The sequence below is a fragment of the Streptomyces sp. A012304 genome (assembly GCF_026008495.1).
Classification (GTDB): Bacteria; Actinomycetota; Actinomycetes; order Streptomycetales; family Streptomycetaceae; genus Streptomyces.
Map to the genome: position 1 here is coordinate 15,379 of NZ_BQUN01000092.1, position 18,577 is coordinate 33,955.

General features: G+C 70.0%; 19 protein-coding genes. 8 read left to right on the top strand and 11 right to left on the bottom strand.

Annotation, left to right across the window (positions count from 1 at the left end):
* Window positions 1–117 precede the first annotated feature (117 nt).
* Window positions 118–948: a hypothetical protein gene (locus tag ALMP_RS19305; protein WP_264929925.1), complete on the bottom strand. Its 831-nt coding sequence runs from the start codon at window positions 946–948 to the stop codon at window positions 118–120.
* A gap of 462 nt (window positions 949–1,410) precedes the next feature.
* On the opposite strand from ALMP_RS19305, the gene ALMP_RS19310 reads away from it, so the two are divergent.
* From ALMP_RS19310 to cseC, 5 genes are all read left to right on the top strand, one after another.
* Window positions 1,411–2,364, top strand: coding sequence for an A/G-specific adenine glycosylase (locus ALMP_RS19310; protein WP_264929927.1), 954 nt, complete (start codon window positions 1,411–1,413; stop codon window positions 2,362–2,364).
* Window positions 2,365–2,646: 282 nt separating this feature from the next.
* Window positions 2,647–3,189 carry a SigE family RNA polymerase sigma factor gene (locus tag ALMP_RS19315; RefSeq protein ID WP_264929930.1) on the top strand — a complete coding sequence of 181 codons (543 nt, stop codon included), beginning with the start codon at window positions 2,647–2,649 and terminating at the stop codon, window positions 3,187–3,189.
* Window positions 3,174–3,836 (top strand): hypothetical protein, encoded by a 663-nt coding sequence (locus ALMP_RS19320; RefSeq protein WP_264929932.1) that lies wholly within the window; start codon window positions 3,174–3,176, stop codon window positions 3,834–3,836. The genes ALMP_RS19315 and ALMP_RS19320 overlap by 16 nt, the downstream gene beginning before the upstream one ends.
* A gap of 279 nt (window positions 3,837–4,115) precedes the next feature.
* Entirely contained in the window at window positions 4,116–4,817 is a 702-nt protein-coding gene (gene cseB / locus ALMP_RS19325; protein ID WP_264929934.1) for a two-component system response regulator CseB, read from the top strand.
* A 15-nt stretch (window positions 4,818–4,832) separates the two neighbouring features.
* Window positions 4,833–6,176, top strand: a complete 1,344-nt coding sequence (gene cseC / locus ALMP_RS19330; RefSeq protein ID WP_264929936.1) for a two-component system sensor histidine kinase CseC — start codon at window positions 4,833–4,835, stop codon at window positions 6,174–6,176.
* A gap of 61 nt (window positions 6,177–6,237) precedes the next feature.
* Here cseC and ALMP_RS19335 read toward each other — a convergent pair whose 3' ends face one another.
* Window positions 6,238–7,827, bottom strand: a complete 1,590-nt coding sequence (locus ALMP_RS19335; RefSeq protein WP_264929938.1) for an MDR family MFS transporter — start codon at window positions 7,825–7,827, stop codon at window positions 6,238–6,240.
* Window positions 7,828–7,997: 170 nt separating this feature from the next.
* On the opposite strand from ALMP_RS19335, the gene ALMP_RS19340 reads away from it, so the two are divergent.
* Window positions 7,998–8,594 (top strand): TetR/AcrR family transcriptional regulator, encoded by a 597-nt coding sequence (locus tag ALMP_RS19340; protein WP_264929940.1) that lies wholly within the window; start codon window positions 7,998–8,000, stop codon window positions 8,592–8,594.
* Window positions 8,595–8,619: 25 nt separating this feature from the next.
* Here ALMP_RS19340 and ALMP_RS19345 read toward each other — a convergent pair whose 3' ends face one another.
* A complete protein-coding gene (locus tag ALMP_RS19345; protein ID WP_264929942.1) occupies window positions 8,620–9,231 on the bottom strand; it encodes a M23 family metallopeptidase in 612 nt (203 codons plus the stop codon).
* 520 nt (window positions 9,232–9,751) lie between these two features.
* On the opposite strand from ALMP_RS19345, the gene ALMP_RS19350 reads away from it, so the two are divergent.
* Window positions 9,752–10,393, top strand: coding sequence for an HAD family acid phosphatase (locus ALMP_RS19350; protein ID WP_264929943.1), 642 nt, complete (start codon window positions 9,752–9,754; stop codon window positions 10,391–10,393).
* Window positions 10,394–10,462: 69 nt separating this feature from the next.
* Here the strand turns inward: ALMP_RS19350 and ALMP_RS19355 are convergent, their stop codons facing one another.
* Entirely contained in the window at window positions 10,463–12,988 is a 2,526-nt protein-coding gene (locus ALMP_RS19355) for an ATP-dependent Clp protease ATP-binding subunit (protein WP_264929944.1), read from the bottom strand.
* A 430-nt stretch (window positions 12,989–13,418) separates the two neighbouring features.
* Here ALMP_RS19355 and ALMP_RS19360 point away from each other — a divergent pair, with 430 nt between their 5' ends.
* The gene (locus ALMP_RS19360; protein ID WP_264929946.1) at window positions 13,419–14,042 is read left to right on the top strand and encodes an SCO3374 family protein; all 624 of its coding nucleotides are present in this window, start codon (window positions 13,419–13,421) and stop codon (window positions 14,040–14,042) included.
* On the opposite strand, the gene ALMP_RS19365 is transcribed toward ALMP_RS19360, so the two are convergent.
* The 7 genes from ALMP_RS19365 to nadC all read right to left on the bottom strand — a co-directional run bounded on the left by ALMP_RS19365 (window position 14,021) and on the right by nadC (window position 18,577).
* Entirely contained in the window at window positions 14,021–14,356 is a 336-nt protein-coding gene (locus ALMP_RS19365; RefSeq protein ID WP_264929948.1) for an Lsr2 family protein, read from the bottom strand. The two genes, ALMP_RS19360 and ALMP_RS19365, sit on opposite strands and share 22 nt — an antisense overlap.
* 226 nt (window positions 14,357–14,582) lie before the next feature.
* Complete coding sequence (locus ALMP_RS19370) at window positions 14,583–15,116, bottom strand: amino-acid N-acetyltransferase (protein ID WP_264929950.1); 534 nt, start codon at window positions 15,114–15,116, stop codon at window positions 14,583–14,585.
* Window positions 15,117–15,125: 9 nt separating this feature from the next.
* Window positions 15,126–15,548, bottom strand: coding sequence for a BlaI/MecI/CopY family transcriptional regulator (locus tag ALMP_RS19375; RefSeq protein WP_264930161.1), 423 nt, complete (start codon window positions 15,546–15,548; stop codon window positions 15,126–15,128).
* 143 nt (window positions 15,549–15,691) lie between these two features.
* Window positions 15,692–15,871: a hypothetical protein gene (locus ALMP_RS19380; protein ID WP_264929953.1), complete on the bottom strand. Its 180-nt coding sequence runs from the start codon at window positions 15,869–15,871 to the stop codon at window positions 15,692–15,694.
* Between the two features lie 77 nt (window positions 15,872–15,948).
* The gene (locus ALMP_RS19385) at window positions 15,949–16,635 is read right to left on the bottom strand and encodes a hypothetical protein (RefSeq protein ID WP_264930163.1); all 687 of its coding nucleotides are present in this window, start codon (window positions 16,633–16,635) and stop codon (window positions 15,949–15,951) included.
* A 130-nt stretch (window positions 16,636–16,765) separates the two neighbouring features.
* Window positions 16,766–17,563, bottom strand: coding sequence for a type III pantothenate kinase (locus tag ALMP_RS19390; RefSeq protein ID WP_264929954.1), 798 nt, complete (start codon window positions 17,561–17,563; stop codon window positions 16,766–16,768).
* A gap of 15 nt (window positions 17,564–17,578) precedes the next feature.
* Window positions 17,579–18,577 carry a carboxylating nicotinate-nucleotide diphosphorylase gene (nadC, locus tag ALMP_RS19395; protein WP_264929955.1) on the bottom strand — a complete coding sequence of 333 codons (999 nt, stop codon included), beginning with the start codon at window positions 18,575–18,577 and terminating at the stop codon, window positions 17,579–17,581.

Below are 18,577 nucleotides of genomic sequence, written 5' to 3' on the forward strand. Positions count from 1 at the left end.
ACGTGGCCGGGACCGGCCGGGGTACGTCCTGCTCCTGACCGGACCGGTCGGCCGGCTTCGGGCCTGCGCTGCCGCGCGACCCGCCTGCCGACCGGTCGGCTTCCGGCCGGGGCGGCGTCAGTCGGCCTTCAGCACGAACGACGTCTGCGCCTTCGTGAACCCGGGCACCTTGGCCTCCACCAGGTACGTCCCGGCACCGGCGGTCCCCGCCGGAGGCGTCGCGCACTCCGAGGCGCTCGGCCTGCGGTCCCACTTCACGGTGTAGGTGAAGCTGTCCCCGCCCGGCACTCGGTACAGCAGGCTCCCCGACACCTTCGGGCAGTCGTCCGACGCCCAGTAGCTCTCCGCGCTGCCCGCCTGAGTGATCGTCAACACCGCGCTGTTCGGCCCGAGATCGACCTTGCAGTCGTTCGCGGAGGAGTTCTTCGCCGTCAGCTGGAAGGTGGGCGTCTGGTCGGGCGAGTAGGTGTTCCGCACACTGCGCAGGCTCAACGACACCACGCTCGCGGTGCAGTCGGGCAAGGTGCTCCCGGCCGGCAGGGTCGCCGCCGAACCGCCGCTGACAGAACCGTCACCGGCACCGCCGACCCCCGCCGTACCGCCACCGCTGCCCGTGCCGGCGCCCCCGGAGCCGCCGGACGCCGAGCCGTCGCCCGTTCCCGCGTCCGATCCGGAACCGGACCCGCCGGAGCCGCTGTCGTCCGACTCGTCGCGCCCGCCCGGGTTTTCACTGATCGCGGGGCCCGATCCGGACGGACCCGGCGTGATGGAGGAGGCGGGGTTCTTGCCGTCGGACCCCTCCGCGCCGTTCTTGTCGCCTCCCCCGCCGGAGGTGGCGATCCAGGTGATCAGCAACGCCAACAGGGCGACCACGGACACCAGTACGACCCTCCGTCGCCAGTAGATGGAGGAGGGAAGCGGCCCGACCGGATTGCGCAGAGATCCCACGGCGCAAACTGTACGAGAGATCGCCGTGTTCCCTGGCCCCACCCGCCGCCCGGAGCACAACTTTTCCGGATCATCATCCCGGAAACGGCGGCCCCGCCCCCGACTTGCCCCGCTCCCGCCCGAAGTGGTCGCAGGACGTGACGAGAAGGGCGCCCGTCGCCCACCGTCCGTGACCATGGCCGCCTTTCGCGATCGCATGCCTTGCACCTCTGGCCATGACTCGCACCGGGGTTGGCACACACGCGCGCCTCCCCGCCCCCGCCGCGCGACCCACGCGTGTACCCGCCGACCCCGCCGCGCGACCCACCCGTGTGCCCACCGACCCCGCCGCGCGGCGGCACACCGGTACACACGTATGCCCACCGACCCCGCCGGACGGCGGTACGCGCGTGTGCCGCCCGCCCAACGCCGGGTGGCGGTACGCGCGTGTGCCCCCATGCTCATGGCAGGATCGGAAGGGTCATGACTGCGCCCACGAAGCCCCCGCACAGCAGCCCCGCCGACGCCATCCCCGGCCCGCTCCTCGGTGAGCGGCCGCTCTCCGGCGAACATCTGCACTCCCCCGTCATCGACTGGTTCGACGACAACGCCCGGGACCTTCCCTGGCGGCGCCCCGAGGCGGGTGCGTGGGGCGTGATGGTCAGCGAGTTCATGCTCCAGCAGACGCCGGTCAACCGCGTCCTGCCGGTCTACGAGCAGTGGCTGGACCGCTGGCCGCGCCCCGCCGACCTGGCCGCGGAGGCCCCCGGAGAGGCCGTGCGCGCCTGGGGCCGGCTCGGCTACCCCCGTCGCGCCCTGCGGCTGCACGGAGCCGCGGTGGCCATAACGGAACGGCACGGCGGAGACGTACCGGCCGAGCACGCGCAGCTCCTGGCACTGCCCGGCATCGGCGAGTACACGGCGGCGGCCGTCGCCTCCTTCGCGTACGGCCAGCGGCACGCCGTCCTGGACACCAACGTCCGTCGCGTCTTCGCGCGCGCGGTGACCGGCGTGCAGTACCCGCCGAACGCCACCACAGCCGCCGAGCGCAAGCTGGCCCGCGCGCTGCTCCCCGACGACGAGCCGACCGCCGCCCGCTGGGCCGCCGCCTCCATGGAACTGGGCGCGCTCGTCTGCACGGCGAAGAACGAGACGTGCCACCGCTGCCCGATCGCCGCGCGGTGCGCCTGGCGGCTCGCGGGCAAGCCGGCGCATGACGGTCCGCCGCGCCGGGGGCAGACGTACGCCGGCACGGACCGTCAGGTGCGCGGCAAACTGCTCGCCGTCCTGCGGGAGGCGCACGCGCCCGTGCCGCAGGCGGCTCTGGACCGGGTGTGGCACGAGCCGGTGCAACGCGCGCGTGCGCTGGACGGCCTCGTCGCGGACGGTCTGGTGGAGCCGCTGCCGGGTGGTCTGTACCGCCTGCCGTCGGCCTGACACCACTCGCGCCGCCGAGACCGCCGGAGCGTTCGACACATTCCCCGGCCCGCGAACCACCCCAAAGCGGGCCAATTCGAACGGACTCCTTACCCCGAACGCCCTTCCGTTACACAACCGACGGACAGCCGAGCGCTAGCCGCAGGCTGCCTCGGACAGTGCCGTGACAACACCTCCGTAGCTTCTTTTCCGTGCCCGGCAGCGGCACGAGGGCTACAAACCACAAGCGGCACACCGGCGGACGACAAGCCCGCCGGCACGGGGATACGGAGGCGGTTGACCATGGCGCAGGGAGAGGTGCTCGAATTCGAGGAGTACGTTCGCACCCGGCAGGACGCGCTGCTGCGCAGCGCCCGTCGGCTGGTCCCGGACCCGGTCGACGCGCAGGACCTGCTCCAGACGGCGCTGGCGCGGACGTACGGCCGTTGGGAGGGCATCGCGGACAAGCGGCTCGCCGACGCCTACCTGCGCAGGGTCATGATCAACACGCGGACGGAGTGGTGGCGGGCCCGCAAGCTGGAGGAGGTCCCCACCGAGCAGCTCCCGGACGCCTGTGTGGACGACTCCACCGAGCAGCACGCCGACCGTGCCCTGCTGATGGACGCGATGAAAGTGCTGGCTCCGAAGCAGCGCAGCGTCGTTGTGCTGCGACACTGGGAGCAGATGTCCACGGAGGAGACGGCCGCCGCCCTCGGCATGTCGGCCGGAACGGTCAAGAGCACGCTGCACCGGGCGCTCGCCCGGCTCCGCGAGGAGCTGGAGGCCCGCGAACTGGACGCACGCGCGCTGGAGCGTGAGGAGCGGGAGCGTTGCGCGGCGGCCTGACCGAGGCCGGGCCCACACCGGCCCGAGGCACCATCCAGGCGGCGATCACGGCGGCGACCGTGCTCGCCGCCCTCGCCCTTTTCGTCTCCTCGTGCACGACCGGCGGGACCGGCGCCCGGGACGAGGGGCCGGCAGCCCACTCCGACGCGGTCGCGGGCGCCACGCCCTCGCCGTCCGCCACCCCCAGCGACACGCCCGACCGGGAGGACGCGGTCGCCCTCCTCAAGGACGACCCCGCCGTCTCGGCGGACGTCAAGCGCGAGCTGAAGCCGTGCGCGGGCGACGAGTACCCGGTCGACGTGTCGTACGGCGACCTCACCGGCGGCTCCGGCGACGACCTCGTGGTCAACGTGATGTCCTGCGGAGACTTGATGGGCGTCGGCGCGTACGTGTACCGGGAGAGCGACGGCCGCTTCGAGAACGTGTTCCGGACCGAGGAACCCCCGGTGTACGCGGAGATCGACCGCGGCGACCTGGTGGTGACCAAGCAGGTGTACGAGAAGGGCGACCCGGTCTCCAGCCCCTCCGGCGAGAATGTGACCACGTACCGCTGGGTCTCGGGCCGCTTCGTCCAGGAGTACAGCTGGCACAGCGACTACAGCAGCGTGGTCGGCGCGGACCCGACGCCGGTGCCCGACAGCGGATGACGAGAGCGGCGGACGCGGCGGCTGACGACGACCACGGACAGCGGATGACGAGAGCCGCGGACGCGGCGGCTGACGGCCACGGACGGCAGATGGCGGCGGAGGACGGCGGCCACGGACGGCGGAGGACGGCGGCTCCTCGCTTCCGCGAAAAAACTTTCCCGGCGCGTGAACCGATCGGGCCGCCCGGACCGATGAAGGAGTGAACGCACCACGCGCCGCGAGCGTCCCATCAAGGGACCCTTCGACACCGACACCACCACGAGGACTGAGAGCACCGGGATGGCAGACCAGACCCACGTCCTGTTCGTCGAGGACGACGACGTCATCCGCGAGGCCACCCAGCTCGCCCTGGAGCGGGACGGCTTCGCGGTCACCGCGATGCCCGACGGCCTGTCCGGCCTGGAGGCGTTCCGGGCCGACCGCCCCGACATCGCCCTGCTGGACGTCATGGTGCCCGGCCTGGACGGCGTGAGCCTGTGCCGGCGCATCCGTGACGAGTCCACCGTGCCGGTGATCATGCTCTCCGCGCGCGCCGACTCCATCGACGTCGTCCTCGGCCTGGAGGCCGGCGCCGACGACTACGTGACCAAGCCGTTCGACGGCGCCGTCCTGGTCGCCCGGATCCGCGCCGTCCTGCGCCGCTTCGGCCACGCCGGGGGCGGTGACCGTGGCGAGCCCGCGGCAGCCGCCACCGGCGGTGTGCTGACCTTCGGCGAGCTGGAGATCGACACCGAGGGCATGGAGGTGCGCCGGGCCGGGCAGCCGGTGGCCCTCACCCCGACCGAGATGCGCCTGCTGCTGGAGTTCTCCTCCGCGCCGGGCACGGTCCTCTCGCGCGACAAACTGCTGGAGCGCGTGTGGGACTACGGCTGGGGCGGTGACACCCGCGTCGTCGACGTCCATGTACAGCGGCTGCGCACGAAGATCGGCCAGGACCGCATCGAGACGGTCCGCGGCTTCGGCTACAAGCTGAAGGCCTGAGCGGGGGCAAGGGGTATGCGGGGGATGCTGCGGCACCTGGTTCCGGCCCGTGTGGAGCGTGCGGGCATCCGCACCGGCCTGCGGTGGAAGCTCAGCGCGGCCATCGCGCTGGTCGGCGCGCTGGTGGCGATCGCGCTCAGCCTGGTCGTGCACAACGCCGCCCGGGTCTCCATGCTGGACAACGCGCGCGACCTCGCGGACGAGCGGGTCCAGATCGCCCAGCGCAACTACGACGCCTCGGGGCGGCCCAACTTCCCCAGCGTCAAGATCGACGACCCGGACCTGCCGCCGGAGCTGCGGGAAAAGGTGAGGGAGGGCCGCCGGGCGACGTTCGTCTCCGACCGCCCGGGCGGCATGCCGGACATCTGGGCGGCCGTCCCGGTCAAGGACGGGCATGTGCTGTCCCTGCACACCGGCTTCACCGACCGCAGCACGGACATCCTCAACGACCTCGACCAGGCCCTGGTGATCGGCTCCATCGCGGTGGTCTTCGGCGGCAGCGCGCTCGGTGTGCTCATCGGCGGGCAGCTGTCGCGCCGGCTGCGCAAGGCGGCCACCGCGGCGAACCAGGTCGCCAAGGGCGAGCCGGACGTCCGGGTGCGGGACGCCATCGGCGGGGTCGTCCGGGACGAAACCGACGATCTGGCCAGCGCGGTGGACGCCATGGCGGACGCGCTCCAGCAGCGTCTGGAAGCCGAGCGCCGGGTCACCGCCGACATCGCGCACGAGCTGCGCACCCCCGTGACCGGGCTGCTGACGGCGGCCGAGCTGCTGCCGCCCGGCCGGCCGACGGAGCTGGTCCTGGACCGGGCGAAGGCCATGCGCACGCTCGTGGAGGACGTCCTGGAGGTGGCCCGTCTCGACGGCGCCTCGGAGCGCGCCGAGTTGCAGGACATCCTGCTGGGCGAGTTCGTGACCCGGCGGGTCGCGGCCAAGGACCCCGAGATCGAGGTGCGTGTGGTGCACGAGTCGATGGTCACCACCGATCCCCGGCGTCTGGAGCGCGTGCTGTTCAACCTGCTGGCCAACGCGGCGCGGCACGGCAAACCGCCCATCCAGGTCACCGTGGAGGGCCGGGTCATCCGGGTCCGCGACCATGGCCCCGGCTTCCCCGAGGACCTGCTCGCCGACGGCCCGAGCCGCTTCCGCACCGGCAGCACCGACCGGGCCGGGCACGGCCACGGGCTGGGTCTGACCATCGCGGCCGGCCAGGCCCGAGTCCTGGGCGCCCGCCTGACCTTCCGCAACGTGCGCCCCGCGGGGGCACCGGAGCACATACCCGCGGAGGGTGCCGTCGCCGTGCTGTGGCTGCCGGAGCACGCGCCGACGAACACGGGGAGCTATCCGATGCTGCCCTAGGCCCTGCACCGGAGAGGGCGGCGTGCTTCTCCAGCACACCGCCCCCTCACCCCGGGAGGAGTCAGACGGTCTCCGCCACGGATGCCTGCGGCGCGGTCGGCTCGTCCGTCGTCCGCGCCCGCTCGGGGCCGGCGCCGCGCAGCGGTACCTCCTTGACGAAGAAGGACGCCACCAGCACGATCACGACCACGCCGGCGCCGAGGAGGAAGGCCGCGTGCGTGCCGTCGGACACCGCGTACTGGTACGCCTCACGGGCCGCCGCCGGAAGCTTGGCGAGGCTGGCGGCGTCCAGTTGCGCCGACTGCTCGGTGACCTGGGAGCCCAGGGCGCCGGCCCGCTCGGCCATGACGTCCTGGACCCGGCTGTTGAACAGCGCGCCCATGATCGCGACACCGAAGGAGGAGCCGAGCGTACGGAAGAGGGTGGTCGACGAGGAGGCGACGCCCATGTCCTTCATCTCGACGCTGTTCTGCGCGACCAGCATGGAGATCTGCATCAGGCAGCCCAGACCGAGCCCGAGAACGGCCATGTACACCCCGGAGACGAGCCGGGAGGTGTCGGTGTCCATGGTCGACAGCAGGTACATCCCGACGACCATCAGGACGCCGCCGAGGATCGGGAAGATCTTGTAGCGGCCGCTGCTGGTGGTGACCCGGCCCGCGACCATCGAGGTCACGAGCATCGCGCCGAGCATCGGCAGGAGCAGCAGCCCGGAGTTGGTCGCGGAGGCCCCCTGCACGGACTGCTGGTACAGCGGCAGGAAGAGGGTCGCGCCAAACATCACGAAGCCGGTGATGAACCCGATGACGGACATCAGCGTGAAGTTGCGGCTGCGGAAGATGTGCAGCGGCACGATGGGCTCGGCGGCGCGGGTCTGCCAGAACACGAACCCGACGAGCGTGGCGACACCGATGCCGATCAGCTCCATGATCCGCGCGGAGCCCCAGGCGTACTCCGTGCCACCCCAAGTGGTGACCAGGACGATGGAGGTGATGCCGACGGTCAGCAGCGTGGCGCCCAGGTAGTCGATGCGTGCCTGGGACCGCTTCTTCGGCAGGTGCAGGACGGCCGTGATGAGGCCGAGGGCGACCACGCCGAGCGGCAGGTTGATGTAGAAGGCCCAGCGCCAGCCCCAGTGGTCGGTGATGGTGCCGCCGACGAGCGGTCCGCCGATCATCGCGATCGCCATCACGCCGGCCATCATGCCCTGGTACTTGCCGCGCTCCCGTGGCGGAACCAGGTCACCGATGATCGCCATGACGCCGACCATCAGACCGCCGGCGCCCAGGCCCTGGACGGCGCGGAACGCGATCAGCTGACCCATGTCCTGGGCCATGCCGCTCAGCGCCGACCCGACCAGGAAGAGCACGATCGAGCTGAGGAAGACGCCCTTGCGTCCGTACATGTCGCCGAGCTTGCCCCAGATCGGAGTGGAGGCGGCGGTCGCGAGGGTGTATGCCGTCACCACCCACGAAAGGTGCTCCAGCCCGCCGAGCTCACCCACGATCGTCGGCATCGCCGTGCCCACGATCATGTTGTCGAGCATCGCGAGCATCATCGTGATCATCAGCGCGAGAATCACGACCCGCAGGCTTTTGGCCTGTGCGTCAGGTGTTTCGGTGTCCGTGTCGTTCGTACGCGAATCCGCCATCGTCCCCACTCCCCCAAGGCGCCTACTTACTTGCCGCCCGGCTAGTTCACTACACTTGGGAAAGTAGACCGGTAACTAGCCGGGCGTCAAGTAAGTTCTGGCCGGGCGGCAGGTAAGTTTTTCTTACCGAACGGCAGGGGATTTCCCCCGGAGGCCCGAGGAGTACGAGGATGGACGTCACCATGGACGGCACGAAGCAGCAGCGCCGCGGCAACACCCGCCAGCGCATCCAGGACGTGGCGCTCGAACTCTTCGCCGAGCAGGGCTACGAGAAGACCTCGCTGCGTGAGATCGCGGAGCGCCTGGAAGTCACCAAGGCGGCCCTGTACTACCACTTCAAGACCAAGGAAGAGATCATCGTCAGCCTCTTCGCGGATCTGACGCAGCCGATCAAGGACCTGATCGAGTGGGGCAAGGGCCAGCCGCACACCCTGGAGAACAAGCAGGAGCTCCTACGGCGCTACAGCCAGGCCCTCTCCGAGGCCGCCCCGCTCTACCGCTTCATGCAGGAGAACCAGGCAACCGTCCGGGAACTGCGCATCGGCGAATCCTTCAAGGACCGCATCAAGGACCTGCGGGACATCATCGTCGACCCCGACGCCTCCCTGGCCGACCAGGTCCGCTGCGCCAGCGCCATCTTCACGCTGCACGCCGGCGTGCACTTCCTCCAGGACCTCGAAGGCGACCCCGAGAAGAAGCGCGAAGCCGTCCTCGAGGTCGCCGTCGATCTGATCACCCAGGCACACCAGGGTTCGCAGCCGTCCTAGGGACGACCGTCACACACATCCGTCGTCAGACGGTCACGCCCTTGGAGCGCAGGAACTTCACCGGGTCGATCGCGGAGCCGTAGCTGGCGGTGGTCCGGATCTCGAAGTGCAGGTGCGGGCCGCTGGAGTTGCCGGTGTTGCCGGACAGGGCGATGCGCTGACCGGTCTTGACGATCTGGCCGACCTTCACGTCGATGTGCGAGAGGTGGGCGTACTGCGAGTAGACGCCGTTGGAGTGCTTGATGACGACGGCGTTGCCGTAGGCCGGGCCGTCACCGGCGCCGTTGCCGCCGGCCTTGACCACCTTGCCGCCGTGGGCGGCCTTGACCTTCGTACCGCTCGGGACGGCGAAGTCCTGGCCGCTGTGAGTGGACTGCCACATGTTGCCGGACTGGGCGAAGCTGGCGGACAGCTTGTACTTGGCCACCGGGTCGACCCAGGAGGCGGCCTTGGCTGCCTTGGCCGCCTTCGCCGCGGTCGCGACGGCGGGCTGGGCCGCGGGTGCGGCGGCCGCCGCGGTGGCGGACGCCACTCCGCTTCCCAGCACGACCGAGGCGCCCAGAGTGGCGGCCCCGACGGCCACGCGGGTGCGAAGCAGGGACGTACGGGAAGAACGGAACGTGACGCGCTGGAACATCGAAACCTCATGGGGACGGGGGCAGAGAAAACCACCCGGCGCACGGACGTCCGCCGAATGGGCCATTCCTTGGTAACCCCGAGGCCCGTTGAGCCCCAAACGTGTGACCTACGACGGTAGCTAGTATTTCGCACCGGAAAACTGCACTTCTTGACAGTCCTCCCCTTCAGTCCCTTTTTGCCGCAACTCCATGCCAGAGGCCTGCGTTGAGCGGGCAACTCGGGACCTAAAGTCCCTTTTGCACACATACGCACTTCCACTATTCCGTCTAGTAACGGACAAATCGCCTGTGCGGCATGTCACCGGCCGTCCGATTCAAGGGACTTCGCCATGTGACGGGGGCTACTCGCCTTTCGCGGATGACACTTGTGGCCCGCGTCACGAAGCGTGCACAAGGGTGTGACCGGGCTCTCACCCTCATCTACCGTCCAGTAACCCGCTGGTTCCCCTCAAGCCATCCCCAGCAATGAGCATGCTCACGACATCGGCAGCGCATCGACGCGAGAGGACCCCCACCCCCATGACCAGAGGCACCTGGACGCGCCGCATAGCCATGACCGCCGCGGCAACGGCCGCCGTCACCGCGATGGCCGTCCCGGCCGGCGCCCAGGCCGCGACGGCCACCAGCACCTCCACCGTCGCCTCAGCCACCGCCACCGCCGCGGAGGACGTCGACTACGCCACCTGGCAGGCGGACTGCCAGGCCGTGATGAACCAGGCCCTGCCGTACCTCAAGCAGCGCATCGCCGCCACCAAGCCGGGCGAGAAGCAGGCGATCGTCCTCGACATCGACAACACCACTCTGGAGACCGACTTCGGCTTCAGCTACCCGCAGCCGGCCAACAAGCCGGTCCTCGACATCGCCAAGTACGCCCAGGAGCGCGGCGTCTCCCTGTTCTTCGTCACCGCCCGCCCGGGCATCATCTCCGGCGTGACCGACTACAACCTCAAGTACGTCGGCTACCGCGTCTCCGGGCTGTACGTGCGCGGCTTCCTCGACCTCTTCAAAGACGTCGCCGCCTACAAGACCGCCCAGCGCGTCGACATCGAGAACAAGGGCTACACGATCATCGCGAACATCGGGAACAGCGCCACCGACCTCTCCGGCGGCCACGCCGAGAAAACGTTCAAGCTGCCCGACTACGACGGGCAGCTCTCGTAGTCCAGGGCATGCGAAAGGGGCCGGTGCTCAACAGCACCGGCCCCTTTCTTCGGCTCTCACCCCGGAGGGTCAGGCCTCCTTGCTCAGGTTCGGCCCGGCACCGCCGGCCGCCTGCTCGATCGGCGGGACGTCCGGCAGAGCGGACTTCTCCTCACCCCGGAAGGTGAAGGTCTTGCTCTCGCCCTCGCCCTCGGTGTCCACGACCACGATGTGACCGGGGCGCAGCTCGCCGAAGAGGATCTTCTCCGACAGCGTGTCCTCGATCTCGCGCTGGATGGTGCGACGCAGCGGACGCGCACCCAGCACCGGGTCGTAACCCTTCTTGGACAGCAGCTCCTTGGCGGACTGGGAGAGCTCGATGCCCATGTCCCGGTCCTTCAGGCGCTCGTCCACCTTGCTGATCATCAGGTCGACGATCCGCAGGATGTCCTCCTGCGTCAGCTGCGGGAAGACGACCACGTCGTCGACGCGGTTGAGGAACTCGGGCCGGAAGTGCTGCTTGAGCTCGTCCGAGACCTTGTTCTTCATGCGCTCGTAGTTGGACTTGGTGTCGCCCGCGGCCGCGAAGCCGAGGTTGAAGCCCTTGGAGATGTCCCGGGTGCCGAGGTTGGTCGTCATGATGATGACCGTGTTCTTGAAGTCCACGACCCGGCCCTGGGAGTCGGTCAGACGACCGTCCTCCAGGATCTGCAGCAGCGAGTTGAAGATGTCCGGGTGGGCCTTCTCGACCTCGTCGAAGAGGACGACGGAGAACGGCTTGCGGCGGACCTTCTCGGTCAGCTGGCCGCCCTCTTCGTAACCCACGTATCCGGGCGGGGAACCGAAGAGACGCGACACCGTGTGCTTCTCGCTGAACTCCGACATGTCGAGGGAGATCAGCGCGTCCTCGTCACCGAAGAGGAACTCGGCGAGCGCCTTGGACAGCTCGGTCTTACCGACACCGGACGGGCCGGCGAAGATGAACGAACCACCGGGACGCTTCGGGTCCTTCAGACCGGCGCGGGTACGACGGATCGCCTTCGACAGCGCCTTGACGGCGTCGTTCTGGCCGATGACCCGCTTGTGCAGCTCCTCCTCCATGCGGAGCAGGCGGCTGGACTCCTCCTCGGTCAGCTTGAAGACCGGGATGCCGGTGGCCGTGGCGAGGACCTCGGCGATCAGCTCGCCGTCGACCTCGGCGACGACGTCCATGTCGCCGGCCTTCCACTCCTTCTCCCGCTTGGCCTTGGCGGCCAGGAGCTGCTTCTCCTTGTCGCGCAGGGAGGCGGCCTTCTCGAAGTCCTGCGAGTCGATCGCGGACTCCTTGTCGCGGCGGACGCCGGCGATCTTCTCGTCGAACTCGCGCAGGTCCGGCGGAGCGGTCATCCGGCGGATGCGCATCCGCGAGCCGGCCTCGTCGATCAGGTCGATCGCCTTGTCCGGCAGGAAGCGGTCGGAGATGTACCGGTCGGCCAGGGTGGCGGCCTGGACCAGCGCCTCGTCGGTGATGGAGACGCGGTGGTGCGCCTCGTACCGGTCGCGCAGGCCCTTGAGGATCTCGATCGTGTGCGGCAGGGACGGCTCCGCCACCTGGATGGGCTGGAAGCGGCGCTCCAGGGCCGCGTCCTTCTCCAGGTGCTTGCGGTACTCGTCCAGCGTCGTCGCACCGATGGTCTGGAGCTCACCGCGGGCCAGCATCGGCTTGAGGATGCTCGCCGCGTCGATGGCGCCCTCGGCGGCACCCGCACCGACCAGCGTGTGCAGCTCGTCGATGAACAGGATGATGTCGCCGCGGGTGCGGATCTCCTTGAGCACCTTCTTCAGGCGCTCCTCGAAGTCACCGCGGTAGCGGGAGCCGGCGACCAGCGCGCCGAGGTCCAGGGTGTAGAGGTGCTTGTCCTTGAGGGTCTCGGGCACCTCGCCCTTGACGATGGCCTGGGCGAGGCCCTCGACGACCGCGGTCTTGCCGACGCCGGGCTCACCGATCAGGACCGGGTTGTTCTTGGTACGGCGGGACAGCACCTGCATGACCCGCTCGATCTCCTTCTCGCGCCCGATGACCGGGTCGAGCTTGGACTCACGAGCGGCCTGGGTGAGGTTCCGGCCGAACTGGTCGAGGACCAGGGACGTCGAGGGCGTGCCCTCGGCAGGCCCGCCGGCGGTGGCGGTCTCCTTGCCCTGGTAACCGGAGAGCAGCTGGATCACCTGCTGCCGCACGCGGTTGAGATCTGCGCCCAGCTTGACCAGGACCTGGGCGGCGACGCCCTCGCCCTCGCGGATCAGGCCGAGCAGGATGTGCTCCGTGCCGATGTAGTTGTGGCCCAGCTGAAGGGCCTCGCGGAGCGACAGCTCCAGGACCTTCTTGGCACGGGGGGTGAAGGGGATGTGCCCGGACGGGGCCTGCTGGCCCTGGCCGATGATCTCCTCCACCTGCTGGCGGACCGCCTCGAGCGAAATCCCGAGGCTCTCAAGGGCCTTGGCGGCGACACCCTCACCCTCGTGGATCAGGCCCAGGAGGATGTGCTCGGTGCCGATGTAGTTGTGGTTGAGCATCCGGGCTTCTTCCTGAGCCAGGACGACAACCCGCCGCGCGCGGTCGGTGAACCTCTCGAACATCGTTAATCGCTCCTCAGAGCGGTCAGGCAGTGGGGGGAACTTCCCCTCCCTGTCCTTCCGCAGCTTAGTCCCGCAAGCGGGGACCGCTCATTCCAACTGCCGACACCGTCGATGGCCTCCTGACCCCGAACGCCGACATCTGCTCCAACCCGATGGTGCGAGACGATGTTCCCGCAGGCCAGACAGTTACCCTCATCGCCAGTACGCCGATGGCGAACGTGAGACGGCCTTTCCTGCGTGTCGCCCCCTCCCACTAGGGATGTCTTACCCGCCGGCACCGACAGTCCATGCCGAGCGCACCGGTTCCCTCCGCTATGGGCGAACAACCTTGCGCCCCCCGGCACCCCCACACGCCCCCATTTTCGTCACTCTGCGCACTCGAACCGATACCCATCGTAACTCTCGGGGATTGTCGGCCGTTGCGCTTGGCATGGTTGGCCCAGTCCCGTCGGCGGCGGACCCCGCGGTCGCTGCGCGCATCACCGTCCCCCTCCCCCGCCGTCCGCTCCGGGCAGCGGATCTCGCCGATCCGTCCGACCGCTTGCGCGGCTGGTACGAGAACGAACTGGGGTGGGCGACGGTGCCCGGGGAGCCGGTACGACTTTCGACCGGTCTGCGCTTCGACGTCCTGGACGTGCCGGCCGAGGCCGGTCACGCGGCGCTGCGGCGCCTTGCGCCGGGCTCGCCGGTGGCGGCGCGGGGCGACCGGATGCGGCTGCTGGTGGCCGCGGGGAGCGCGGAGGAGCTGCCGGGGATCCTGCGGTGGCTGGAGTGGGGTGCGCTGCCGCTGGATCTGACGGCGATCGGCGCGGGCGGCGCCGTCGAGGCGCCCTCACTTCCCGGCCGGGAAGTCCCGGGATCGGTGCAGGGGGCCGCCGTGTGGGTGCGGCCCCCCGTCGCGGGGTGCGAGGTCGAGGCCTCGCTGCCGACGGTGTCGGCGTTGGGGGGCGGTGGGGGCGCCCCCGATCTGGTGAGGCTGGTGGACACGCTGGCGACGCACTGTCACCGTGTCCGGCTGCGGCGCCGCTGCGCTCAGCCGTTGGCCTGCTCGTAGGCCGCGCGGATCGTCGCGGGCACTCGGCCGCGGTCGTTGACCTCGTAACCGTTCTCCTTCGCCCACGCGCGGATCTGCGCGGTGTCCTGGCTGCCGCCGGACGTGGCACGCGCCTTTCCACGCCCACCCGAAGCACGGCCTCCGGTACGACGGCCGCCCTTCACATACGGGTCGAGAAGACCGCGCAGCTTGTCCGCATTGGCAGTCGTGAGATCGATCTCGTACGTCTTGCCGTCCAGCGCAAACGTCACGGTCTCGTCCGCCTCGCCGCCGTCGAGGTCGTCGACAAGAAGGACCTGAACCTTCTGTGCCACCGGATTTCCTTTCATCGATAAGGTGAGGGCCGGGGGTCTGCGGCGTCCGCCGTTTCGCCGCCCCCTGTTATATGCAGTACTGCAGTACGTCGGAAAGCAAACCGCTTTTCCTGGAAAAACACAAACCCCTGGGAGAGACCCGCAGCCCGCCCCACACCCGGAAACGTACGCGTTTCGGACATAGGGCACCGGGGCAAGGGGCGGTCGGCCGGAATGGACTCGGCGATCACAGATGCAGAAGCATCCGGCTGTTGCCCAAGGTGTTCGGTTTCACTCGTTCGAGTCCGAGGAACTCCGCGACGCCCTCGTCATAGGAACGCAGCAGCTCCGCGTAGACATCGGTGTCGACGGGCGTCTCGCCGATCTCCACGAAGCCGTGCTTGCTGAAGAAGTCCACTTCGAAGGTCAGGCAGAAAACGCGGCGAACGCCGAGCCAGCGGGCGGTGTGCAGCAACTTCTCCAACAACTGGTGACCCACGCCGGCGCCCTTGAGGCCGGGCTTCACCGCGAGAGTGCGCACTTCCGCGAGGTCTTCCCACATCACGTGCAGGGCGCCGCAGCCGACGACCTCGGCGTTGTCGTCCCGTTCGGCGACCCAGAACTCCTGGATGTCCTCGTAAAGCGTCACCGTCGCTTTGTCGAGCAGGATGCGGTCGCGGACGTAGGCGTCAAGCAGACGGCGCACCGCGGGGACATCGCTGGTCCGGGCCCGGCGGACGGTGATGGCTTTAGCGCTGACTTCGGGGCTCTGTGCTGACATGTTCGGACGCTATCGCCCACCGGTCTCCGTTGCTGAGCCGGGGTTCTCCTCGGCACTGGGCGCTTCTGCGGGTTCGGATGTTTCCGGTCCTTGGACGATGCGTACCGCGTCGCGGAGTGCCAGGCGCTGTTCGTCGCTCATCATCCCGAAGAAGGCGACGAGAGCGGCGGCGGGGTTGTCGCTCTGCGCCCAGGCGTCGTTCATCAGGGCGGCGGCGTAGGCGGCGCGGGTGGAGACCGCCTCATATCGATAGGCCCGGCCTTCCGCCTCACGACGCACCCAGCCCTTCTGATGGAGATTGTCCAAAACGGTCATCACCGTGGTGTACGCGATCGACCGTTCCCGTTGAAGGTCTTCCAGGACTTCTCGAACGGTCACCGGGCGGTTCCACTTCCACACCCGCGTCATGACCGCGTCTTCGAGTTCTCCCAATGGGCGAGGCACGTTCAGAACAATAGTGGGAGATCTCGCCAATCGCGTCCCGGACGGGCACATCATCGGCGAACGGGAACAAAAAGGGCGTACGACTCCCGGGGCGGGGAGCCGCACGCCGCTGGGGCCGTGGTGGCCGGAGGTCAGGCGTCGGTGTTGGCGGAGGTCTGGCGGGCGCCCTCCGCGCGCGCGAGAGCGGCGTCGACGGCCGCGTCCTCCTTGGCCTTGTTGGCGCCGCCCTGGGTCTTCACGATCACCCTGATCAGGCCGATGAAGAACACCGCCATGACGACGGGGGGCACGAGCGCGGAGACATAGTCCATGGATCCAGGGTAGCCAGGGAGGAAGCGGACACGGGGGCGGGGTCGGGGGTGTCGGACGGCGCGCGGGTGGCGGGCGCTCAGCCGGCCGCGAGCCGCTCCTGGGGCCCGCCCGGCGGCGGGGTGGGCTTGCGGCGCGGGAAGACCTCGCCCGGCGTGGGGACGGGCCGGCGCGCGGGCTCGGGGGCGGGCTTCACGGGGACGGGCCCGGGGCCGGGCGCGGGCGGCTTCTCGGCGGGCTTCTTCCGGGGTTCCTCGGCCGGCTCTTCCGTGAGCACCGCGATCCGCGCGGCCGTGTCGTCCCGGGGCACCGCGGAGCGGCCGCCGGGAAGGGCCGTGAGGGGTGTGCGCGACGCCGGGACCAGCGGGACCGTAGCCGGGCCCCTGCGGGCCGTACGGCGGGCGAGACGGGCCCGTACGTCCTGCTCGGCGACGATCTGGCAGCGGGCCAGGAGGGCGGCGGCGGCCGGATTGCCCCGCAGGGCGCGGAGTGCGGCGAGGTCGTCGGGGGCGGGGCGGTGACCGGCGGCCAGCACCTCCTCCAGGAGGGTGAGGTAGCCGGTCACGGCGCCCGGGAGCGCGGCACGGTAGCGGGCGAGGTCGGCCACCAGGAAGGCCCGCAGCCGGGCGGCCTCGCGCATCGCCTCGTCGAGGGACTCGGCTAGCCGGTGGCAGTCCTGGACGTCCTCGGCGGACGCGGGGCCGGGGTGGAGGGCGAGGGCGAGAGCGCGGCGGAGCACACGCAGCTCCTCCGCGCCGAACGCCATGCCGCCGCGGGATCCGTATGGCGTGGGCATGCGGCGACGATACGCGCTAATCAGACAAATTTGACATAAGGGGCCGGTGTGGCGCGGGTGATTCCACCGCGCGGCCCGCACCCGTCACCCGCCCGCGCCCTCACATGCGTGCCACGTTCCGCTCGTACACCAGCCGCAGTCCGATCAGCGTGAGCCACGGCTCGTGCTCGTCGATGACCGAGGACTCGCCCAGGACCATCGGGGCCAGTCCGCCCGTGGCGATCACCGTCACGTCATCCGGGTCGTCCGACAGCTCGCGTGCCATGCGGCTGACGACGCCGTCGACCTGGCCCGCGAAGCCGTAGACGATGCCGGCCTGCATCGCCTCCACCGTGTTCTTGCCGATGACGCTGCGGGGGCGGGCCACCTCGATCTTGCGCAGCTGGGCCGCCTTGACGCCGAGTGCCTCGACGGAGATCTCGATGCCCGGGGCGATGACACCGCCGACGTACTCCCCGCGCGCGCTGATCGCGTCGAACGTCGTCGCCGTGCCGAAGTCGACGACGACCGCGGGGCCGCCGTAGAGCTCGTTGGCGGCGACCGCGTTGATGATGCGGTCGGCGCCGACCTCCTTGGGGTTGTCGAAGAGGATCGGCACGCCCGTCTTCACGCCGGGCTCGACGAGGACGGCGGGCACGTCGCCGTAGTAGCGGCGGGTGACCTCGCGCAGCTCGTGCAGCACGGACGGGACGGTCGCGCAGATCGCGATGCCGTCGATGCCGTCGCCCAGCTCCACCCCGAGCAGCGGGTGCATGCCCATCAGGCCCTGGAGGAGGACCGCCAGCTCGTCGGCCGTACGGCGGGCGTCCGTCGAGATGCGCCAGTGCTCGACGATGTCCTCACCGTCGAACAGGCCGAGCACGGTGTGCGTGTTCCCCACGTCGATCGTCAGCAGCATGGCCGGTTCCCGCTCCTACTCCGCCGCTCGCAGGTCCAGGCCGATGTCGAGGATCGGCGAGGAGTGGGTCAGGGCGCCCACCGCCAGGAAGTCGACACCGGTGTCGGCGTACGCCTTGGCGTTGTCGAGGGTGAGCCGGCCGGAGGCCTCCAGCAGGGCCCGCCCGCCGACGATGCCGACGGCCTCGGAGCACTCCCCGGGCGTGAAGTTGTCCAGCAGGATCAGGTCGGCGCCGGCCTCCACCACTTCGCGCAGCTGGTGCAGGGTGTCGACCTCGACCTCGATCGGCACGTCCGGGAAGGCCTCCCGTACGGCCTGGAAGGCCTGGGCGACGCCGCCCGCGGCGACCACGTGGTTGTCCTTGACGAGGGCCGCGTCGGACAGCGACATGCGGTGGTTGACCCCGCCGCCGCAGCGGACGGCGAACTTCTCCAGGGCGCGCAGGCCCGGCGTCGTCTTGCGGGTGTCCCGCACGCGTGCCTTGGTGCCCTCCAGGACGTCCGCCCACGCGCGCGTGGCGGTGGCGATGCCCGACAGCCGGCACAGCAGGTTCAGGGCGCTGCGCTCCGCGGTGAGCAGGTCACGCGTGCGCGTGGTGACCGACAGCAGCTTCTGGCCGGCCTCCACGCGGTCGCCGTCCTCCACGTGCCGCTCGACCTCGAACTCGTCCGAGCAGACCACCGAGATCACCGCCTCGGCGACTCTGAGGCCCGCCACCACGCCCGCCTCGCGGGCGGTGAAGTCGGCGGTGGCGACCGCCTCCGCGGGAATGGTCGCGACCGTCGTCACGTCCACGCCGTGGTCCAGGTCCTCCTGGATGGCGACGTTGGCGATGTCCTCGACCTCGACGGGGTCGAGCCCGGCGTCGGTCAGGAGCTGGGCGAGCGCGGGGTCCAGCCCGCACTCGGCGTACTCGGCGTACTCGGCGTACTCCTCGTCGCCGTCGGCGCCACAGGCACAGCCGTCGCCGCAGCCGCCGCTCTGGACGAGGGGAAGGTCCTCGGGGGTGCTCAC